Raw genomic sequence first — 17,933 nt, 5'->3', positions numbered from 1 at the left:
TACCCGATAGATAATCCCATAAAAACAACCATATAAAATAACTAGAATAAATAAAAAATATTCTGTATTAAGTAGCCGTGAAAGTGAGAGCAACATGAAACTGGTAGCAAAAAGAATAAAATGGTTGCTGGTAATATTGCCTTTTGTGGGAGTTATAAGAATAAAACAAGCGATCGCGCAACCCATTGTCTCAGATGCTGATGGCACTGGAACCATTGTCAACGTTGATGGCGATCGCTTAGACATCAGTGGGGGTAAACTCTCAGGACAAGGAGATAATCTCTTTCACAGCTTTAACCAATTTGGCCTAAATTCCGCTCAAACTGCCAACTTTCTCACCAACCAAAACATTCAGAATATTTTAGGACGGGTTGTGGGAGGAGATGCCTCTAAAATTAATGGTTTAATTCAAGTCATCGGCGGCAATTCCAACCTTTACCTGATGAATCCCGCAGGCATTATATTTGGCAACAACGCCAGATTAAACGTGCCTGCTTCTTTCACCGCCACCACCGCCACTAGCATCGGCTTTGGTAATAACAATTGGTTTAATGCTATTGGTAACAATAATTATGCAGATTTATCGGGAACTCCCAGCCTTTTTAATCTGAGTGCTACTCAAGCGAGTGCAATAGTAAATAGTGGCGACTTGGCGGTAGGACAAAATCAAAACCTCACCTTACTTAGTGGTGTGGTGGTTAATACCGGGCGACTCGCAGCACCAGGGGGAAATATCACCGTAGCAGCCGTTCCTGGTGGATTAGTGCGAATTGCTCAACCAGGAAATGTACTGAGTATAGAGGTTCCAGCGACGCAAAAGGCGGCAGATTCATCCTTAGCTCAGATGCTGACGGGTGGAGATATTAGTAACGCCACAGGCGTAAAAGTCAACAGCAACGGTCAGGTGGTACTCGCAGGATCTGGCATTGGGATACCGACAGATCCAGGTACAGCGATTGTATCTGGCAGCGCAGACGTGCAAGGCGACAGTGGCGGCAAAGTGCAGGTTTTGGGCGACAAAGTGGGGTTAGTTGGTGCCAATATCAACGCTTCCGGAAACTCAGGCGGGGGAACGGTGCTAATCGGCGGCGACTATCAAGGTAAAGGGACGGTACCAAACGCCTCTAGAACTTATGTCAGTAAAGACTCGGCAATTAATGCCGATAGCAAAATCAACGGCAATGGGGGGCGCGTCATCGTTTGGGCAGACGATGCAACAGAATTTCATGGCAACATCAGCGCCCGTGGCGGCAGCAATTCCGGCAACGGCGGGTTTGTAGAAGTGTCGGGTAAGCAGGGTTTAAGTTTTACAGGGAAGGTGGATACAAGTGCTGATAAAGGCAGTGCAGGAACCTTGTTACTCGATCCGGTGAATATCAGGGTTACGGATCAAAGTGCGGGGCCGGGAGCGCAAGATGCTCAATTAGCAGATGGTCAAATTCTTTTTAATGATACCCCTCCGGCTGATTTCATTATTTCGGAAACAGCGCTGGAGCAAGCAGTTAACTTTGGCGATGTGATTTTGCAAGCGACTAACAATATCACAATTGACAATCTTACGACTGACGGCGTTCTGAACTTTGGCTTTGGGCAGGCTACATCAATTACTTTTCTTGCCGATGCCGATCTAGATGGTGTGGGTTCGTTTGTAATGAATCCAGCAAACGCCATCAATACTAATGGGGCAAATTTATCAATTACAGGAGCAAGTCTGACTTTAGGAAATATGGCTACAGGTCGGGGGGATCTTCTACTCACCAGTCGCAACGGCGCGATCGCTACTGGCACTCTCGACACCACTTCTTTCTCCGTTGGTTTTGGTGGTAACGTTCTCATTAATGCCACCAACGGCAACATTCTTATAGATGATGTCATCACACGAGGTGGGCCAATTTCAATCACCAACAACAACGGCGGGATCGAGACTGGCATATTAGATTCCACTACTGGCTTTGAGGACGCTCCTATTACCATTACTGCTACCAACGGCGACATTGCTACAGATGACATCCAAGGTGGGGCAATTTCAATCATCAACAACAGCGGCGCGATCGCTACTGGTGTTCTCGACTCTTCTGTTTTTTATGGTAATGCTGGCAATGTTCTCCTCAATGCCACCAGCGGCAACATTACTACAGATGACATTATTACTTCTGTTGGGGATGGTGATGGTGGAAACGTAAATATTGATGCCACCAACGGCAACATTCTTACAGGCAACATTACTACCTCTGGCGATAGGGATACCAGTGGTGCAGTGAGCTTAACTGCTACAGGCAATACTGCTACAGGCAATATTGAAACTGGTGCTATTGATACCTCAATAACAGGTTTTGATATCACAGGTGGCGCTGTAACTTTAGATGCGGGAAACAATGTTAGGTTTACAACCATAAATACCCAAGCTACAGATATAGATGGTGGAGATACTATAGGTGGAGATGTAATTATCACGGCTTCCGGAGTTGTGCAAGGAACCGGACTACTCAACAGCGGTGCTACCATTCAGACTCAGGGATTTAGCCAATTTGCTCCGGGATCAGCTCAAGGCGGATCTGTGGCAATTCAACACAATGGAGGGCGAGATAATTTTAGATTTATCGTCGGTGATGCGGCGAATAACGGTACAGCAGGCTCTATTGATACGGGTGGAAGTAGTGGGAACGGTCAGATAATTTCGCCGACACAAACCATTCCGAATGTCAATACTTTGATTCCCAATGACAACACCTTTGATGTCGGCGATCCCACCGTCAATGGTATCAGAATCACCTTCATCAACCAAGCACCGACAATAACAGCAAATTCCCTGCTACCAGAAGTGCAACAAAATCAGTCAATTACCTTCACATTGGCAGATTTAAGTACAGGAGTGAACGATACAAATAATGACTTTACCTCAGTACGTCTGGATGCAATTAATGGGGGAACGCTAACAAGACAAGATGGCACGCCAATTGTCCCTGGCACGGTTTTGTCTGTTAACGACGTTTTAGTTTACACGCCGCCAGCAGGGGTTATTGGTCAGATTAATGCTTTGACGATTAGCGCCAGCGATCGCGTTTCCTTCTCCGCACCGCTACAGCTTGCCATCAATGTTTCTCAGCTACCGCCGCCGCCGCCGCCACCGCCGCCGCCACCGCCGCCGCCACCGCCGCCAACACCTTTACCCACACCACTACCAACACCTATACCAACCCCTGTACCAACACCAAGGCGACTTTCTAGAGATTTATCACCACCCCAGGAACAACCCCTTACACAACTACAACCGATTATTCAACTTGTCTCTGTTGAAATTGACCCGTTTTTTGCACAAGTTGACCAGGGTTTCACGCTGCAATTTCAGCAATATTTGGGAGCAATTGCCGATACTCAGCTGGCCAGCTTAGACGAGGCGCGGGAAATTACTGCCGAAATTGAGGAAGCCACAGGCATTAAACCTGCCCTAGTTTATGTAACTTTTGTACCCCAGGCAGTTGCAACAACGGGGACAGAAAATCCCCGGTCACAGGATAGCGACCAACTGGAAATCTTGATTGTGACAGCCAAGAAACCACCAATTCGCCGGAGAATAGCAGGAGCAACACGAGGTCAAGTTCTTAAATTCGCCCAAGAATTTCGCGGCGAACTGACCAAACCTATGAGAACGCGAGACTACCTGAAATCTGGCCAGCAACTCTATCAGTGGCTGATCGCACCTTTGGAAGGAGATTTAAGCGATCGCAAAATAAATAATCTCGTATTTCTCATGGATGCCGGGTTGCGGAGCCTACCTGTCGCCGCCCTCCACGATGGTAAAGGATTTCTGATAGAAAAATACAGCGTCGGCTTGATGCCCAGTCTCAGTCTCACCGATACTCGTTACCGCGACATCAAAAATTCCCAAGTTTTGGCAATGGGTGCTGCCAAATTTACCACGCAAAACCCCTTACCAGCAGTTCCAGCAGAATTATCCATCATCGCTGATACTCTGTGGTCAGGCAAATTTTTCCTGAACGAAGCTTTCACCCTAAATAATCTCAAGACACAGCGCCAAAAACAACCCTTCGGAATTGTACACTTAGGCACTCACGCAGAATTTAAACCAGGCGCTCCCAGCAACTCCTACATCCAGCTTTGGGACACTCAGCTGCGATTAGACCAGATGCGGCAGCTCGGCTGGAACGATCCCCCAGTAGAATTATTAGTGCTAAGCGCCTGTCGTACAGCTTTGGGAGATGAACAAGCAGAGTTAGGTTTTGCCGGATTAGCAGTGCAAGCTGGAGTGAAATCAGCGCTGGCTTCTTTATGGTACGTGTCAGATGAAGGTACTTTGGGGCTGATGAGTAACTTTTATGAGGAATTGAAAAAAGCCCCGATTAAAGCAGAAGCGCTACGTAGGACTCAGCTGGCAATGCTCAAAGGGCAAGTACGCCTTGAGGGTGGTCAAATCCGCACTTCTAATGGCTACTTCCCCTTGCCAACGTCTCTTGTTTCTAGGGGAGACGAAAACTTTCAGCATCCCTACTACTGGGCAGCTTTTACAATGATTGGCAACCCTTGGTAGGGGCGGGATGGTGTAAATACCAGGCGCTACTCGCGCGATCGCTATTTCCCCTGGAGGAAGCGATCGCGGTTTGCTAGAATTCTAGCCAATCGAATCTCCGAATTATTTGTCTTGAGTGGTGGCGACACTCGGCGCAGTTGAATCACAGAAGTCCCCAATCCCTAGTCAACATCAAACATCCGCTCAGGCGCTGGTAGTTCTACCAAAGGATAGTTGCGCCCAGACTAAAGAGTCAGTATAATCACCGTTGGTACGGATAGCCAAGCAGCCTAAACTCAGCAAGGTGGGAAGTATGATTTTTCCCTATCCCTGGTGACAGCGACCTTGAGGATGATTGGCAACCCCCAGATACCGATCTGGAAGGGGACATCTCTAAAGCAACTTAATTTTAGTAAATACATATTTTAAAGTTATATCCACTTCCTTTAGGAAATAAATGTCTTCCTAAGTGTATATACCTAAATAAATAAAACTATAGTAACACATCTTATTAAGATTAATATGTTAAAAATATGGTTAGGATACTCTCGCAGGATAGCCTGGAAAACAAGAGAGATAGTATCATCTCTGTGGCAGTTAATTAAAAGTTTACCAGCCATCTACTACCTAATAGTGCCAGAAAGACTCGGTGCAATCTTACCAAATTTCTGGTTTCCTGCTACCCGCAAGCCGTTGGGGTAACAGGAAACCAGATTCTGAAACGAGTCGGGTGTTTCTTTGCAGGAATTAGTAAGATGAAAGTCGGTGTTTGCTCAATCAGCTTTTTGCTGAAAGCCAAAAATCAAGTAGGGAAGGAAACAGGAAAAGGGCTAAGATACCTAATTTTGCCTTTAGCGTTGAGCTTTTTGCCTGTAAGCAGCCCTATGGGGATAAAATTAGCGATCGCGCAGCCACAACCGATCGTACCTGATGCGGACACTGGCACCCAAGTCAACACCAACGGCGATCGCTTTGACATCACAGGCGGCAAAGTTTCCAACGATCAAACGAACCTTTTCCACAGCTTTACCCAGTTTGGTCTGGATGCGAACCAAATTGCCAATTTTATATCGCTACCAGGAATTCAAAATATATTAGGTCGCGTCACAGGTGGTAACGCTTCCGTAATTAACGGGATTATACAGGTAACAAATGGCAACGCCAACCTCTTCCTGATGAACCCAGCAGGAATTGTGTTTGGCTCAGGAGCAAGCCTGAATGTCCCAGCCAGCTTTACCGCTACCACTGCCACAGGAATAGGCTTTGGTGACAACTGGTTAAGTGCATATGGTAATAATAACTACGCAGCCCTGAATGGGAATCCCAACGCCTTTGCCTTCACCAACGCTCAGCCTGGTGCGATTGTCAACGCAGGGCAGTTGAGCGTACCACTAGGAAAAGATATAGCCTTACTCGGCGGCACTGTAGTAAACACGGGAAACCTGCAAGCACCAGAGGGTAATATCACCGTGACAGCCGTACCAGGTAAAAACATGGTACGTCTGAGCCAACCAGGGAATGTACTGAGTTTAGAAGTTCAACCGCTTCCCCCATCTGTTCCCATCGCCCCATCCCCCTCGGTAGCACCCTCGCTTCCCCAGTTGTTAACTGGAGGTGGTGGGGTTAATGCCACAGGGCTAACAGTCAATAGCAGTGGTCAAGTGGTGCTAACAGGTTCTAACATTAGCATTCCCACAGAACCAGGAGTAGCGATCGCCTCCGGCAATCTCAATGTTTCCGGACAAACTGGCGGCAAAGTGCAAGTGCTAGGCAACCAAGTTGGGCTGGTAGGTGCGAATATAAACGCCTCTGGCACAAATGGCGGTGGAAGCGTGTTAATCGGCGGCGACTATCAAGGTAAAGGTACAGTACCAAACGCCGAACGCACCTACATTGATAGCACTTCTACAATTAATGCCAACAGTCTTCTTAACGGAGATGGTGGGCGTGTCATCGTCTGGGCAGATCAAGCTACAGAGTTTTTTGGCAACATCAGCGCCCGTGGTGGCGATAATTCAGGTAATGGCGGCTTTGTCGAAGTATCAGGCAAGATAAACCTGAATTTCAAAGGCACAGTCGATACCCAAGCACCGGAAGGTACTATGGGAACCTTGCTACTAGATCCAGTAGACATCAAAATCGAGAGCGGCAGCGGTGACGGTGCGGCGGACGGAACGAACACATTTGCAGGCGATCCTTCCGGCACTACTGCTCGCATACTCTCTGGCGACCCCGGACCTACAATCATCTACGAGTCAGAACTAGAGGGTATTTCTGGCAGTACCAACATAAGTCTACAAGCCAGTAACAATATTACAATCGAGAAATTAACAGACAACGCTTTGACCTTTGATCCTGGCACAGGAAGGATCTCCTTTACGGCGGGTGGAGCGTTTTCTATGGATCGAGGAGACACTATTGTTGCCGAGGGTAGAACTGTATCAATTTCAGGAGCAACAGGTGTAACCGTTGGAAATATAGATACTTCAGCTAAGAGCCAAGGCAATGCTGGAGGTGTATCTTTGACATCCAGCTCCGGCAACATCATCGCCGGGAATATAATCACAAGCGATCAAGGCCCCGGTAATGGAGGTTCTGTAAATTTAACTGCCAGAAGCAACATTAGCGCAGGCGATATAACAACCGCAGATCAAAGCCAAGGCAATGCTGGTTCAATAACGGTTTTGTCAACTGGCGGCACCATTAACGTCGGCAACTTAGATGCAAGCGAGCAGGGGCCGGGTGATTCGGGTGCTGTGAATCTCACCGCCTCTGGAAACATTACACATAAAACTATAGATCAGACTGAGCAGGGGCCGGGCGATGCGGCAGCTTCGGCTAACGTAAGACCAACAACAGGTACTAATACCAATACAGGTAACACAGGCAACACAGGTAACACAGGCAACACAGGCGGAAACCAAAACCCACCGCCTGGTGGGAATACAGGCGGCAATACGGGCGGTAGCACAGGCAACACAGGCGGAAACCAAAACCCACCGCCTGGTGGGAATACAGGCGGCAATACGGGCGGTAGCACAGGGAACACAGGCGGCAACCAAAACCCACCGCCTGGTGGGGATACAGGCGGCAATACAGGTAACACGGGCGGCAACACGGGCGGTAGCACAGGCGGAAACCAAAACCCACCGCCTGGTGGGGATACAGGCGGCAATACGGGCGGTAATACAGGTAACACGGGCGGTAGCACAGGGAACACAGGCGGCAACCAAAACCCACCGCCTGGTGGGGATACAGGGGGCAATACAGGGAACACGGGCGGTAGCACAGGGAACACAGGCGGAAACCAAAACCCACCGGGGGGGAACCAAAACCCGTCGGGCGGAGGCAGCACAGGTGGTGACACAGGTGGTAGCACAGGTGGCACGGGCAGCACAGGTGGTGACACAGGTGGTAGCACAGGTGGCAGCACAGGTGGCACGGGCAGCACAGGTGGTGACACAGGTGGTAGCACAGGTGGCACGGGCAGCACAGGTGGTGACACAGGTGGTAGCACAGGTGGCACGGGCAGCACAGGTGGTGACACAGGTGGCACGGGCAACACAGGTGGTAGCACAGGTGGCAACACAGGTGGTGGCACGGGTGCCAGCTCAGGCAACACGGATAGCAGCACAGGTGGCACGGGCAACACAGGCGGCAACCAAGGTAGTGGCAGCACGGGCGGCAACCAAGGTGGCAGCAGTACAGACACCTCTAATGGTGGCACGGGAAGCACTGGCGGCACTGGTAGTAACAGTGGTAGCGGTACTGGTGGCACGACTACCAACAAACCAAGCTCTGGAGGTAGCAAAACTGACGCTGGCAGCGATCGCGCAAGCTCCGGAGATGGTCAAGCAAGCTCCGGAGATGGTCAAGCAAGCTCCGGAGATGGTCAAGCAAGCTCCGGAGATGGTCAAGCAAGCTCCGGAGATGGTCAAACAGATCAGGCAGGCGATCGCCCTCTCAACTCTTCCCAAGAGGCTAATTCATCACCGAAACAATCGGTACAGGCAAACGTGCCATCAGTTTCAGATAGAAGTGGAGACTCGATTTCTGCGCTTGATGAATCCTATACGCGGCAATTTGAGCAATATTTAGGGCTGGACGCTCAACCTCGAATTACAACACTGGCAGATGCCCAGGCAAATCTACAAAAAATTGAGCAAGCAACTGGGGTTAAACCTGCACTCATCTATATAGCTTTTGTCCCCCAGACGGCTGTACCCAATGGGACAGCAAACACGGTACAGGAGCAATCAAACAAACCAGAAACCCAGCAACAGTCTAGTTCCCCAAGCACAGTGACCCAAATTCGGACTGTGCATGATAACGACCAGCTGGAATTAATGGTGGTGACATCAGATGGTGTACCAATTCGTAAGCGGGTTGATGGGACAATGCGATCGCAAGTTCTCAACATTGCCAATAAATTCCGCTCCCAAGTCATTAACCCCCGAAAACAGAACGGCTACCTAGCTCCAGCCCAACAACTATATAAGTGGCTGATAGCACCCATCGCCGCTGATTTACAACAGCAAGGTATCCAGAATCTGGTCTTCATCCCAGACACAGGCTTACGCTCTATCCCTATGGCTGCTCTCCACGATGGTCAAAAGTTTCTCGTGCAGAACTACAGCGTCGGGATGATGCCCAGTCTCAGCCTCACCGATACCACACACAAAGACATCAGAAACTCTCAAGTCCTGGCAATGGGAATGGCGAAATTCTCCAACCACAGCCCCTTACCAGCAGTACCTCTAGAATTGGCTAGCATTACACCAAATCTCTGGGAGGGCAAGTCCTTCCTAAACGATACCTTCACCCTAAAGAATCTCAAGTCGCAACGCAGCAGTTCGCAACCCTTTGCCATTGTCCACTTGGCAACCCATGCCGAATTTGAGTTTGGTCCCCCCAGCAAATCTTACATTCAGCTGTGGGACACCAAACTTCGATTAGACCAACTGCGACAAATGGGCTGGAACGATCCGCCTGTGGAGTTATTAGTGCTGAGTGCCTGTCGTACAGCACTAGGCAGCGAACAAGCAGAGATGGGCTTTGCGGGCTTAGCTATTCAGGCAGGCGTAAAGTCGGCACTGGGCAGTCTATGGTACGTCAATGATGCCGGAACACTGGGACTGATGAGCAACTTCTACGAACAATTGAAAAAAACCCCCACCAAAGCCCAGGCATTACGAGAGGCGCAGATAGCGATGCTCAATGGGAAAATACGCATTGAGGGCAATCAAATGGTTAGTCTCAAGGGAAATATTCTGCTACCTCCAGAACTGTCAAGACCAGGAAGTAAAAGTCTCGCGCATCCCTATTACTGGGCAGCTTTCACCATAATTGGGAATCCCTGGTAATAGAGTTTTGAGTTTTGAGTTTTCAATTAAGAAAATTTCTTCACAAACTCAAAACTCAACATTCAACACTCAACATTGTTTAATGCCCAGTCGCGAATCAGCGCATTCACCTGTTCTGGCACCTCATCATGGGGACAATGACCCGCCCGCAGAAAATGCTCTGTCAGTTGAGGGTAGAATTTGCGAAACTTCTCTGACCTCTCTTTAGCATTTATCCAAGGGTCTGCTTCTCCCCAGATCATTAACAACGGACAGCGCAGCTGCTGTAATAAAACATCAACTTTTTCGCCTTGGGAGGTTCTAAATACCGAGGCAAACACTTGCACAGCACCATCGTCACAGGAAGGACGATATATTTCGTCTATCAACTGCTCTGTAATCGCACTCTTGTCGAGATAAACTTTCTCTAGCGTATTGCGAATCACCGAGCGTTGCCGCACGTACTGAAACAACAGAAAACTTGCCCACGGTTGCTGAAAAATTGATTGCGTTGCCTCACCCAGCACTTTCTGAAAGGGATGAGGTTCGGGGGCAGGATCTTTAACTGTAAACGGGCCAGCACTATTGAGCAATACTAAACCCGCCGCCTGCTCCGGACATTGAGCTGCCACACACAACGCCGCATAGCCGCCTAAAGAGTTCCCTGCCACTACAGCAGGTTGACCAATGACGCTGGTAATGAAGTCATGCAGCTGGTCGCGCCATAAGTCACTGGTGTACTGCCATTCCGGTTTGGCGGAACGTCCGAAGCCTAGCAAGTCAATTGCCCAAACTTCAAAATCTTTACTAAGTCCAGTAATATTTTTGCGCCAGTGGTCTGTGGAGGCACCAAAGCCATGAATCAATAACAGGGGTGGGCGTTCGGGGTGCCGTTGCCCCGCCTTTACATAATAAATAGACTGCCCTCGCCATTGCCAATAAGTGCCAGGGATGGGGGCAGTAGAAGCCGCTGAAGTTGCCTGCATCGGAGGAATATTAAGTAATGTTAACTTCTTTATTTTAGCTTGGACGAAGGGTTGGGTGGTTTTGGGCGTCGAGTTAGCCAATTTTGCGAGTGTTGAGTAATATAAAAAAAGCAGCGATCAAATCTTAAAGTTTGCCTTGAATGATCCAACCCAGAAGCGGTAGTCGCAAGCTCGTTCGCAACGCTTACGCACTCTCTTCGCATCGCTGCTGGGGCAGAAAAAAGGAGATTTCAAGTAAGATTGCTTAATTGTAGATAACTGTAAATAACACAAAAGAGGGGAGAGCAGTGTCTGTCGAAACTGTAGAAAAGCGTTCAACAGTCCGTAAACTCGCGCCTCGTTATCGTGTGTTGCTCCATAATGATGACTTCAACCCAATGGAGTACGTGGTGCAGATATTGATAACGACGGTGCCAAATATCACGCAACCTCAGGCCGTCAGCATTATGATGGAAGCTCACACTAACGGGCTTGCCTTAGTAATTACCTGCGCCCAGGAACACGCGGAGTTTTATTGCGAAACTTTGAAAAATCACGGTCTGACCAGCACAATTGAACCAGACGAGTAGCGCTTAAGAGGCAAGGGTTGTTTAAATTAAACCTCGTCCATTTAGCCCAGTACCCAGCGCCCGTGCGGCTGGGCTTATTTGTCCTAAGCTTGCTCTCAATCTGGTTGCCTCTAGCAGCACCAATTTACATATTTGTCAAGGATACTAACTTGGTCACTATCCTGACTATGGGGCTGTTGTTCGTTGAGTTTCTGTTGCTGCTGAGGTTTTGGGGTCAGAATGTCTATCAGCAATCCCATTTGCTACGAAGCTATGGTTTGCAAGGAACGCGACGAAACGGGTTAGAGCTTTTATCTGGGCTTGGTGTTGGTGTCATTATTACCTTCAGTTTGTTTTGGCTGGAGGGGTTGTTGGGTTGGCTGGTTTGGCAAAGTCCCACAGTTGTGTTACCCAGGTTGATTGTCGAAGGTTTAGCTAGCGCTTTGGGTATTGGTTTGGCAGAGGAATTGGTATTCCGGGGCTGGCTGCTGGATGAACTGGAACGGGATTATCGCCCCCGCCTAGTTCTGTGGGCAGATGTTTTAATATTTGCCTTGCTGCACTTTCTGAAGCCGCCGGCGGAGATTCTGCGGACTTTACCTGGGTTTCCGGGGTTGATACTGTTTGGTTTAACGCTGGTGTGGGCGAAGCGTGGAAGCAAAGGTCGCCTCGGTTTACCGATTGGTCTGCACGCTGGTATGGTTTGGGGATATTACATCATTAATGTAGGGCAAATGGTGCAATTTTCTGGTCTGGTTTCTGACTGGATTACTGGTGTTGATAAGAATCCTTTGGCTGGGGCGATGGGGTTGATGTTTTTGGGAGTTTTGGCGTTTTTGATGAGGATGCGATCGCGATCGCCAAAAATCTCGTCTTGAGCGATCGCGCTTTTCTAATAGCAAACATTCCCCGATAATTGTGTATTTTGTAGCTTAACCGCACCCAAGTTGGTAATGCAGTTCCGCTCCTACTTTCATTAAAATTGGCACCGGAAATTTATACCAGAATTTATGCGCTCAAAGAGGTTAAAAAACCATTTGCGCCGCAGATGTACCAACCAAACACGCTCTTTCCAGATTCACTCCAGTCAAATTAACACCATCTAACTCAGCACAAAGCAGATTTGCTCCTGACAAATTAGCGCCAGCGAGATTTGCACCCCTTAAGTCGGCTTCTTCCAAATTTGCATCAGTAAGCAAAGCACCTCGCAAATCTGCTTGACTCAAATCTGCACCTTGGAGATTAGCACCACTCAAGTTTACGCCTCGCAAGTCAGCACTGCGTAAATCTACACCCTGTAAATTCACACTCATCAAGTTAGCGCCGCTTAAGAAAGCACCAGCAAAAGACGCTTGGGTTAGCTTAGTTCCCATCAAATTCGCGCCCCGCAGGTTGCTACCCCGCAAGTCAGCACCAGTTAAGTCAGCTTGCATCAAGTTAGCGCCCAACAGGTTAGCCCGCAAATCTGCCCCCGCTAAAAGACTCTCGATTAAATTAGCGCCATCTAGACGGGCACGTTCTAAATTTGAGCCACTAAAATTTGTACCGACGAGATTAGCACCAGCGAGATTAATTCCCCGCAAATCGACGCTAGAGAGGTCTTCGTCTTCTAAATCTGCACCTGCTAGTTGCTTGAGTTTGCCTAAGCGAATTGCTTCGATGTCCATTGATTCCTATTTGAAGGATTGAAGGATTGAAGGATGGCTAATTGTTGTTTTAATACTATTAGCCATTAGCTTGATATGTTTTTACCTTTTGCCCTAATTTGCAACGCGGTTGGGTTGTGTAGTTGTACCGCTATACAAGTTAGCATCTAACAGCCACATTGCCGTTGTTACTTTAGTTGGGCTAACTGGTAGAATCAAACCCTGTTGCATACCCATGACTAACAGAGATAGAGTTTCAACAAGTTTAGGATCGAAGCGATCGCCTTGTTTTTGCCTGCACTCATCTAAAGCTTTGGACAAATTCTCTTCACTGTCAGGATGAGATTTTCTAGCTTTAGCTAATCGACACTGAAAATCTGCTACTAACGCTAAAATCCTCGATTCCAAGGGAATTTCATCTCCAGCTAACCCCGCAGGTGTTCCCATGCCATTCCACCATTCAGACTGGTGAGTGACGATTTGAGCCACTGCCCGTAATTGTGGCATAGTTCGCAACGCTTGCGCCCCCGGCACCAAAGGACAAGTCAGGGGACAACTCGGTGCTTCATCGTCGTAAAGCTTCGTCATACTGGGTTCCAAAATACTTTCCGCACTCTGCAAAGGATCGATGCGGTGCAGCAACCCTGCAAGGCGCATTCGCTTCATCTGCCAAGCAGGTAAGTCTAGGATCTGTCCCATCATTTCGGAGAGCGCCACGACTTCAGCAGCTGCCATTGGGTTAGTGACATCCGCCATATCCATCAGCTGCGCCATCCGCAGAAATGCTTGCACTTCGTTGGAAACCAAGTTGCGATCCAGTGCTTGTTGGCGAGAACCTGTAGGGATGTTTGAATGCTCGCCTGTAGATAATATGTCTTCTTGCCCATCTTGGAGATAATCTATCACGCGAGACACAACCACGCTTAGCTGCTCTGATGAAGCTAAAGATGGATGAATATTGTCTCTTATGGCGAGTAGTTTTTTCTCAAGTTCTGGATCGTAGGGGGCAATGTGCGCGATCGCTAAATCTACTGTCTCTTTTACTAACTCCGGCTCAAATGTCCATAATCCATAAAATTTGCGCTCTAAGTCTGACGCTGGTTTTCCTGCGGTACCATAATCTTCCGCCGACAGCTCTTGACAAAGCACCATTGCTGTGTACGTAGGCGAAATTATGATCAGGTGCCATTCTTCAGCTACCGGATCGGCTGGATCTAATCCTACTAATGCCACGTTGGGCATCTGGCTGGTGGGGTGTTCTTTAAAACCCGCATCCGCTGCCGCCATGATCACAATCTGACCCGCCTTTTGTGCTATTTCTCCATAGCGATCCGCTTCTTGCAGATACCATTTCCCCCGCTGGAAGGCTGCGATTACTAGAGGTAAACTGTCCTCAGTTAAAATGTGGTCTTCCAGGGCATGGCACAAGGATACTAGGGTGTTTTTGTAGTACACCCCAAATCTTATTGGTCTTTTGCCCGTTTTGTGGGCTGCTTCTAGCTGTTGGAGAATTGAGCCTTCTAACATGGTTTGGACTTTTGTTAAACTAACCGCTTCCGGCGCAAAGTGCGCTAAATATAGACAAAAGAGAGGGAGAGAAAGTTTTGAGGTTTTGTGGGGTGGGCAATATGCCTGCCCCAGTATATTTTAGGAGACTGTTGCCAGCTGTTTCGGCTTTGGCTCAATTGGTGCAGCCAAGGCTGATTCTAAGTCTGCACATCCAAGTCTTTGTTCTAAAATCTTCATAACTTCGCGTCCGAAGTCGTTGGGATTTTGTTGCCATGCTTGGAGGCAAACTTCACCGAAGAACGAGCCAAGGGGTTCTGGATTCCAGAGAAGTTTTTTGGCTGTCCACGGCATTATGCTCATAGGGTTATATCCTGGCTTGAGGATATCATTTTTGAAAGCGTATTCTTCTAAATGGGTGTGCGGTTGCAATCCTATAAAGAAGATGGCTGGTTCGACTTTATCTTCACCAAAAATTTTCTCTAGTTCCCGGTGATAGGCAATGGTTTGGCGAATAGTTTCATGAGTTTCGTCAATTACGTTAAATGAGTAATTGACAGATACTAAATCGTTGAATCCAGCTGCTTTTAAGTCGCGGCAGTTTTCTAATACCGTGCGGAGGTTATAACCCATTCGCATTTTCCGCACGAGTTCCTGAGAACCGCTGGTAATGCCGATTTCAAAGTAGTTCATCCCTGTTTTCACCATCAGATCGCATAATTCTGGTGTCAGGTTATCTGCCCGAATGTAAGCTGCCCAATGTATATCTTTCATCCCGGCATCGATGATTTTTTGCAATAGTTCAACGGCATCGTCGATGAATTTCCGGGCTGGGATAAATTGAGCATCGGTAAACCAGAAGTTGCGGATACCTCGGTTATAAAGTTGTTGCATTTCGGCTACAACTTCTTCCGCTGGGTTGATGCGTACTTGCTTACCTTCAATGACGGTGTAAATGCAGTAGCAGCAGTTGTGCGGACAGCCGCGTTTTGTCTGCACGCCAACATAGAAATCTTCGTCTTGCAGGTAATATTGAAATTCAGGCCAGATGGTTTCGATGTAGTCGTAGTTGCAGGCGGTTTTTTCAATGGAAGTGGGGCTTTCGTGGATCATGCGATCGCGTGGCTTTGTCTCTCCCACCACATAACACCGTTCATCCCGGAATTCTTGCCCTCGAAGCATTTTTTCCAGCAGCGCCTCGCCTTCACCTACTGAAACTATTGTCCCCGTTGGTAAGCTCTTACTCAGTTGTTCGTAAAACACGCTGACAGCACCGCCACCCACAACAGTTTGAGCGTTTGGGTTATATTTCTGAGCGCGTTTCAGTCCCCGTTTAATTAATCCCTGGTTGCGCCAAAGTTCGGTGTAGTATGCCGTCGTCACTCGCAAGCCGCCCAATGCTCCCCGCAATCTCACTAAGGGATTTGGGGCATAGTAAAATTCAAAAGCGTTTTGCAGTGGGTTGCCACCTCTGCCTCCTACAGGCGCATAAATCTGAATATCGCGCCAAGAATAGACTAACAGTGTTGGTTTGAATTCATCCACGCAGGTATCTAACGCACCGGCGAAATCCAAAGGCGGTACTGTTCCCAAGTCAAATATCCGCTGTTGTACGTTTGGGAACAGTTTGTGTACGTGATCTGCTAAGTACACAACCCCAATTGGAAAGATGGGATTGCAGGGTAGGCGGACGTAGAGAATTCGATTTTCCATTATTTTTTCTTTGTATTCAGATTCACGACTATTCAAACTTGGCTAACGGATGCCGTCTAAGAAAGCTTCTCGCTTTCCAAGAACGTTCTCAAGAATTATTTTGACTAAGACTTGATCGAGATTGGAGCCATTTTTGGTATTTTTGCCTACTACAGTGGCTTAAGAAGCCATTTTTAGCCCAGTATCATCGGCTACAGCAGCACTATTGAGCTATTAAGTTTCTGAAATCTGTTTATATAACTTTACGATAACATTGAGTTCACAAGAGCGTAGCGCTAATTTTTGCTGTGTAGGCGAAAAAGGGGACTTGGGGGACAAGGAAGACAAGTAAAAAATCCCAAACTGCGATTTGTTGGGTTGAGGTTCCAAGGGCCCAGCCTACAACTTGGGAGAAAAAGCGTCGGTCTCGAATCCCAAGTCTCGCCCTGCGGGATGCCGATTCATGCTTGCGATCGCCAGTTGCAACTTCTAAAAATTTAATGTTTTCTTTATAAATTCAGAAATAATTATGAGAAGAATACTCAGTTGGTAGTCGAGTTTACAACAAACGGGGATCGCTCGGTGTTAACTTAATTAATGTAGTTTAATTCTAGTGGCGCAAAGCTCCTCGGCAGTTATGGCTCAAATACTTGATCCCGTCCCTTTTGGTAACACCAATTACATTCTCTGCTGCTACGTCAATGCTACAAGCCACATTCAAATTGCTCGGATTAGTAATATTCCGAACTGGTACTTCGAGCGTGTTGTGTTTCCCGGACAACGCTTAGTGTTTGAAGCACTGCCAGAAGCACTTCTGGAAATTCATTCAGGAATGATGGCAAGTGCCATTATCTCAGATAACATACCGTGCGATCGCCTGTGTATCGACGAAAAAAAGGATTCTGATTTTAATAATAAAATTTTTGAACACAAAGAACAAATAGAGGATAACCAGCAAAAAGTTGCAGTTCAGAAGAAGAAAACCCTGGAAACCACTGAATCTTTAACAACCACTTATATAGGTTAATAAGCTTGCAAAATTTGAGCGTTGCAAAGGGTTGTCGGTATCGGCAGCCTTTTTTTTAGTCATTAGTCAGCTAAGAGTTGTAAGGTTGTCAAATTGAGATTTTATTAGGTTCTAACAACCTGACAACGTTCCAACGCCAACGAATAACTAATAATCAGCTAAAATATTAAGATAGTATGCGGAAACTGCTATATTTGGCGCTGGATGAGTTAAAGAGTGAATCTACCTTCCTTTATTTGGCTTTGGAAAATTGCTGCTTGGTCGATGGGTTTGTCACTCGTCGCCTATCTACTGCTGGGCGTAACTGGCATTTGGATGTTTAGGGCGCGTCAGCAAGAGCATTCCCGACCCCAATGGTTGCGACCTTTTCACTACACCACTGGCGCGATAATGGTGGGTTTGGTCTTGCTGCTGCTAGCCATTGGAATTGTAGGAACGCTAGGTCATTATGGCAGCTTGGGTCACTCGGCGCATTTAATCGCTGGAGGGGCGGTGGTGGCGCTGGTGTTACTTTCAGCTGGCAGTGCTACTTTAATTAGCTCAAATCGAGCTTGGGCGCGTTCGGTTCATGTCGCAACCAATCTGGTACTGCTGGTTGGATTCGTCTGGGTAACGGTGACAGGCTGGAGCGTTGTGCAAAAATATTTACCTTAGATTC

10 protein-coding genes are annotated in these 17,933 nt (G+C 47.8%); 6 read left to right on the top strand and 4 right to left on the bottom strand.

Translation table 11 applies throughout. From position 1 onward, the window contains the following. Nucleotides 1–94 precede the first annotated feature (94 nt). Together H6F66_RS20615 and H6F66_RS20610 are read left to right on the top strand one after the other, a co-directional pair. Nucleotides 95–4,549, top strand: coding sequence for a CHAT domain-containing protein (locus tag H6F66_RS20615; RefSeq protein WP_199294987.1), 4,455 nt, complete (start codon nucleotides 95–97; stop codon nucleotides 4,547–4,549). 734 nt (nucleotides 4,550–5,283) lie between these two features. Beyond that, a complete protein-coding gene (locus H6F66_RS20610; RefSeq protein ID WP_190424769.1) occupies nucleotides 5,284–9,891 on the top strand; it encodes a CHAT domain-containing protein in 4,608 nt (1,535 codons plus the stop codon). Between the two features lie 62 nt (nucleotides 9,892–9,953). On the opposite strand, the gene H6F66_RS20605 is transcribed toward H6F66_RS20610, so the two are convergent. Further along, nucleotides 9,954–10,856, bottom strand: a complete 903-nt coding sequence (locus tag H6F66_RS20605) for an alpha/beta fold hydrolase (RefSeq protein WP_190424898.1) — start codon at nucleotides 10,854–10,856, stop codon at nucleotides 9,954–9,956. Between the two features lie 287 nt (nucleotides 10,857–11,143). Between H6F66_RS20605 and clpS the strand changes: the two genes are divergently transcribed. Together clpS and H6F66_RS20595 are read left to right on the top strand one after the other, a co-directional pair. Next, nucleotides 11,144–11,425 carry an ATP-dependent Clp protease adapter ClpS gene (gene clpS / locus H6F66_RS20600; protein ID WP_190424767.1) on the top strand — a complete coding sequence of 94 codons (282 nt, stop codon included), beginning with the start codon at nucleotides 11,144–11,146 and terminating at the stop codon, nucleotides 11,423–11,425. A 17-nt stretch (nucleotides 11,426–11,442) separates the two neighbouring features. After that, on the top strand, nucleotides 11,443–12,282 hold the full coding sequence (locus H6F66_RS20595) for a type II CAAX endopeptidase family protein (protein WP_199294986.1): 840 nt from the start codon (nucleotides 11,443–11,445) through the stop codon (nucleotides 12,280–12,282). 147 nt (nucleotides 12,283–12,429) lie between these two features. On the opposite strand, the gene H6F66_RS20590 is transcribed toward H6F66_RS20595, so the two are convergent. The 3 genes from H6F66_RS20590 to H6F66_RS20580 all read right to left on the bottom strand — a co-directional run bounded on the left by H6F66_RS20590 (nucleotide 12,430) and on the right by H6F66_RS20580 (nucleotide 16,269). After that, the gene (locus H6F66_RS20590; RefSeq protein WP_190424765.1) at nucleotides 12,430–13,071 is read right to left on the bottom strand and encodes a pentapeptide repeat-containing protein; all 642 of its coding nucleotides are present in this window, start codon (nucleotides 13,069–13,071) and stop codon (nucleotides 12,430–12,432) included. Nucleotides 13,072–13,164: 93 nt separating this feature from the next. Further along, on the bottom strand, nucleotides 13,165–14,577 hold the full coding sequence (locus tag H6F66_RS20585) for a DICT sensory domain-containing protein (RefSeq protein ID WP_190424763.1): 1,413 nt from the start codon (nucleotides 14,575–14,577) through the stop codon (nucleotides 13,165–13,167). Between the two features lie 120 nt (nucleotides 14,578–14,697). Then, complete coding sequence (locus H6F66_RS20580) at nucleotides 14,698–16,269, bottom strand: photosystem II high light acclimation radical SAM protein (protein WP_190424761.1); 1,572 nt, start codon at nucleotides 16,267–16,269, stop codon at nucleotides 14,698–14,700. A gap of 616 nt (nucleotides 16,270–16,885) precedes the next feature. Between H6F66_RS20580 and H6F66_RS20575 the strand changes: the two genes are divergently transcribed. Both H6F66_RS20575 and H6F66_RS20570 read left to right on the top strand, forming a co-directional pair. Then, nucleotides 16,886–17,275 (top strand): DUF1830 domain-containing protein, encoded by a 390-nt coding sequence (locus tag H6F66_RS20575; protein ID WP_190424759.1) that lies wholly within the window; start codon nucleotides 16,886–16,888, stop codon nucleotides 17,273–17,275. Nucleotides 17,276–17,491: 216 nt separating this feature from the next. Beyond that, on the top strand, nucleotides 17,492–17,929 hold the full coding sequence (locus tag H6F66_RS20570) for a DUF4079 family protein (RefSeq protein WP_190424757.1): 438 nt from the start codon (nucleotides 17,492–17,494) through the stop codon (nucleotides 17,927–17,929). Nucleotides 17,930–17,933 lie beyond the last annotated feature (4 nt).

The organism is Trichocoleus sp. FACHB-6, from assembly GCF_014695815.1.
GTDB classification, from domain to species: Bacteria; Cyanobacteriota; Cyanobacteriia; order Cyanobacteriales; family FACHB-T130; genus Funiculus; species Funiculus sociatus.
The sequence above is the reverse complement of the archived record's forward strand: the minus strand, read 5'-3'. Positions and strand labels throughout refer to the sequence as shown.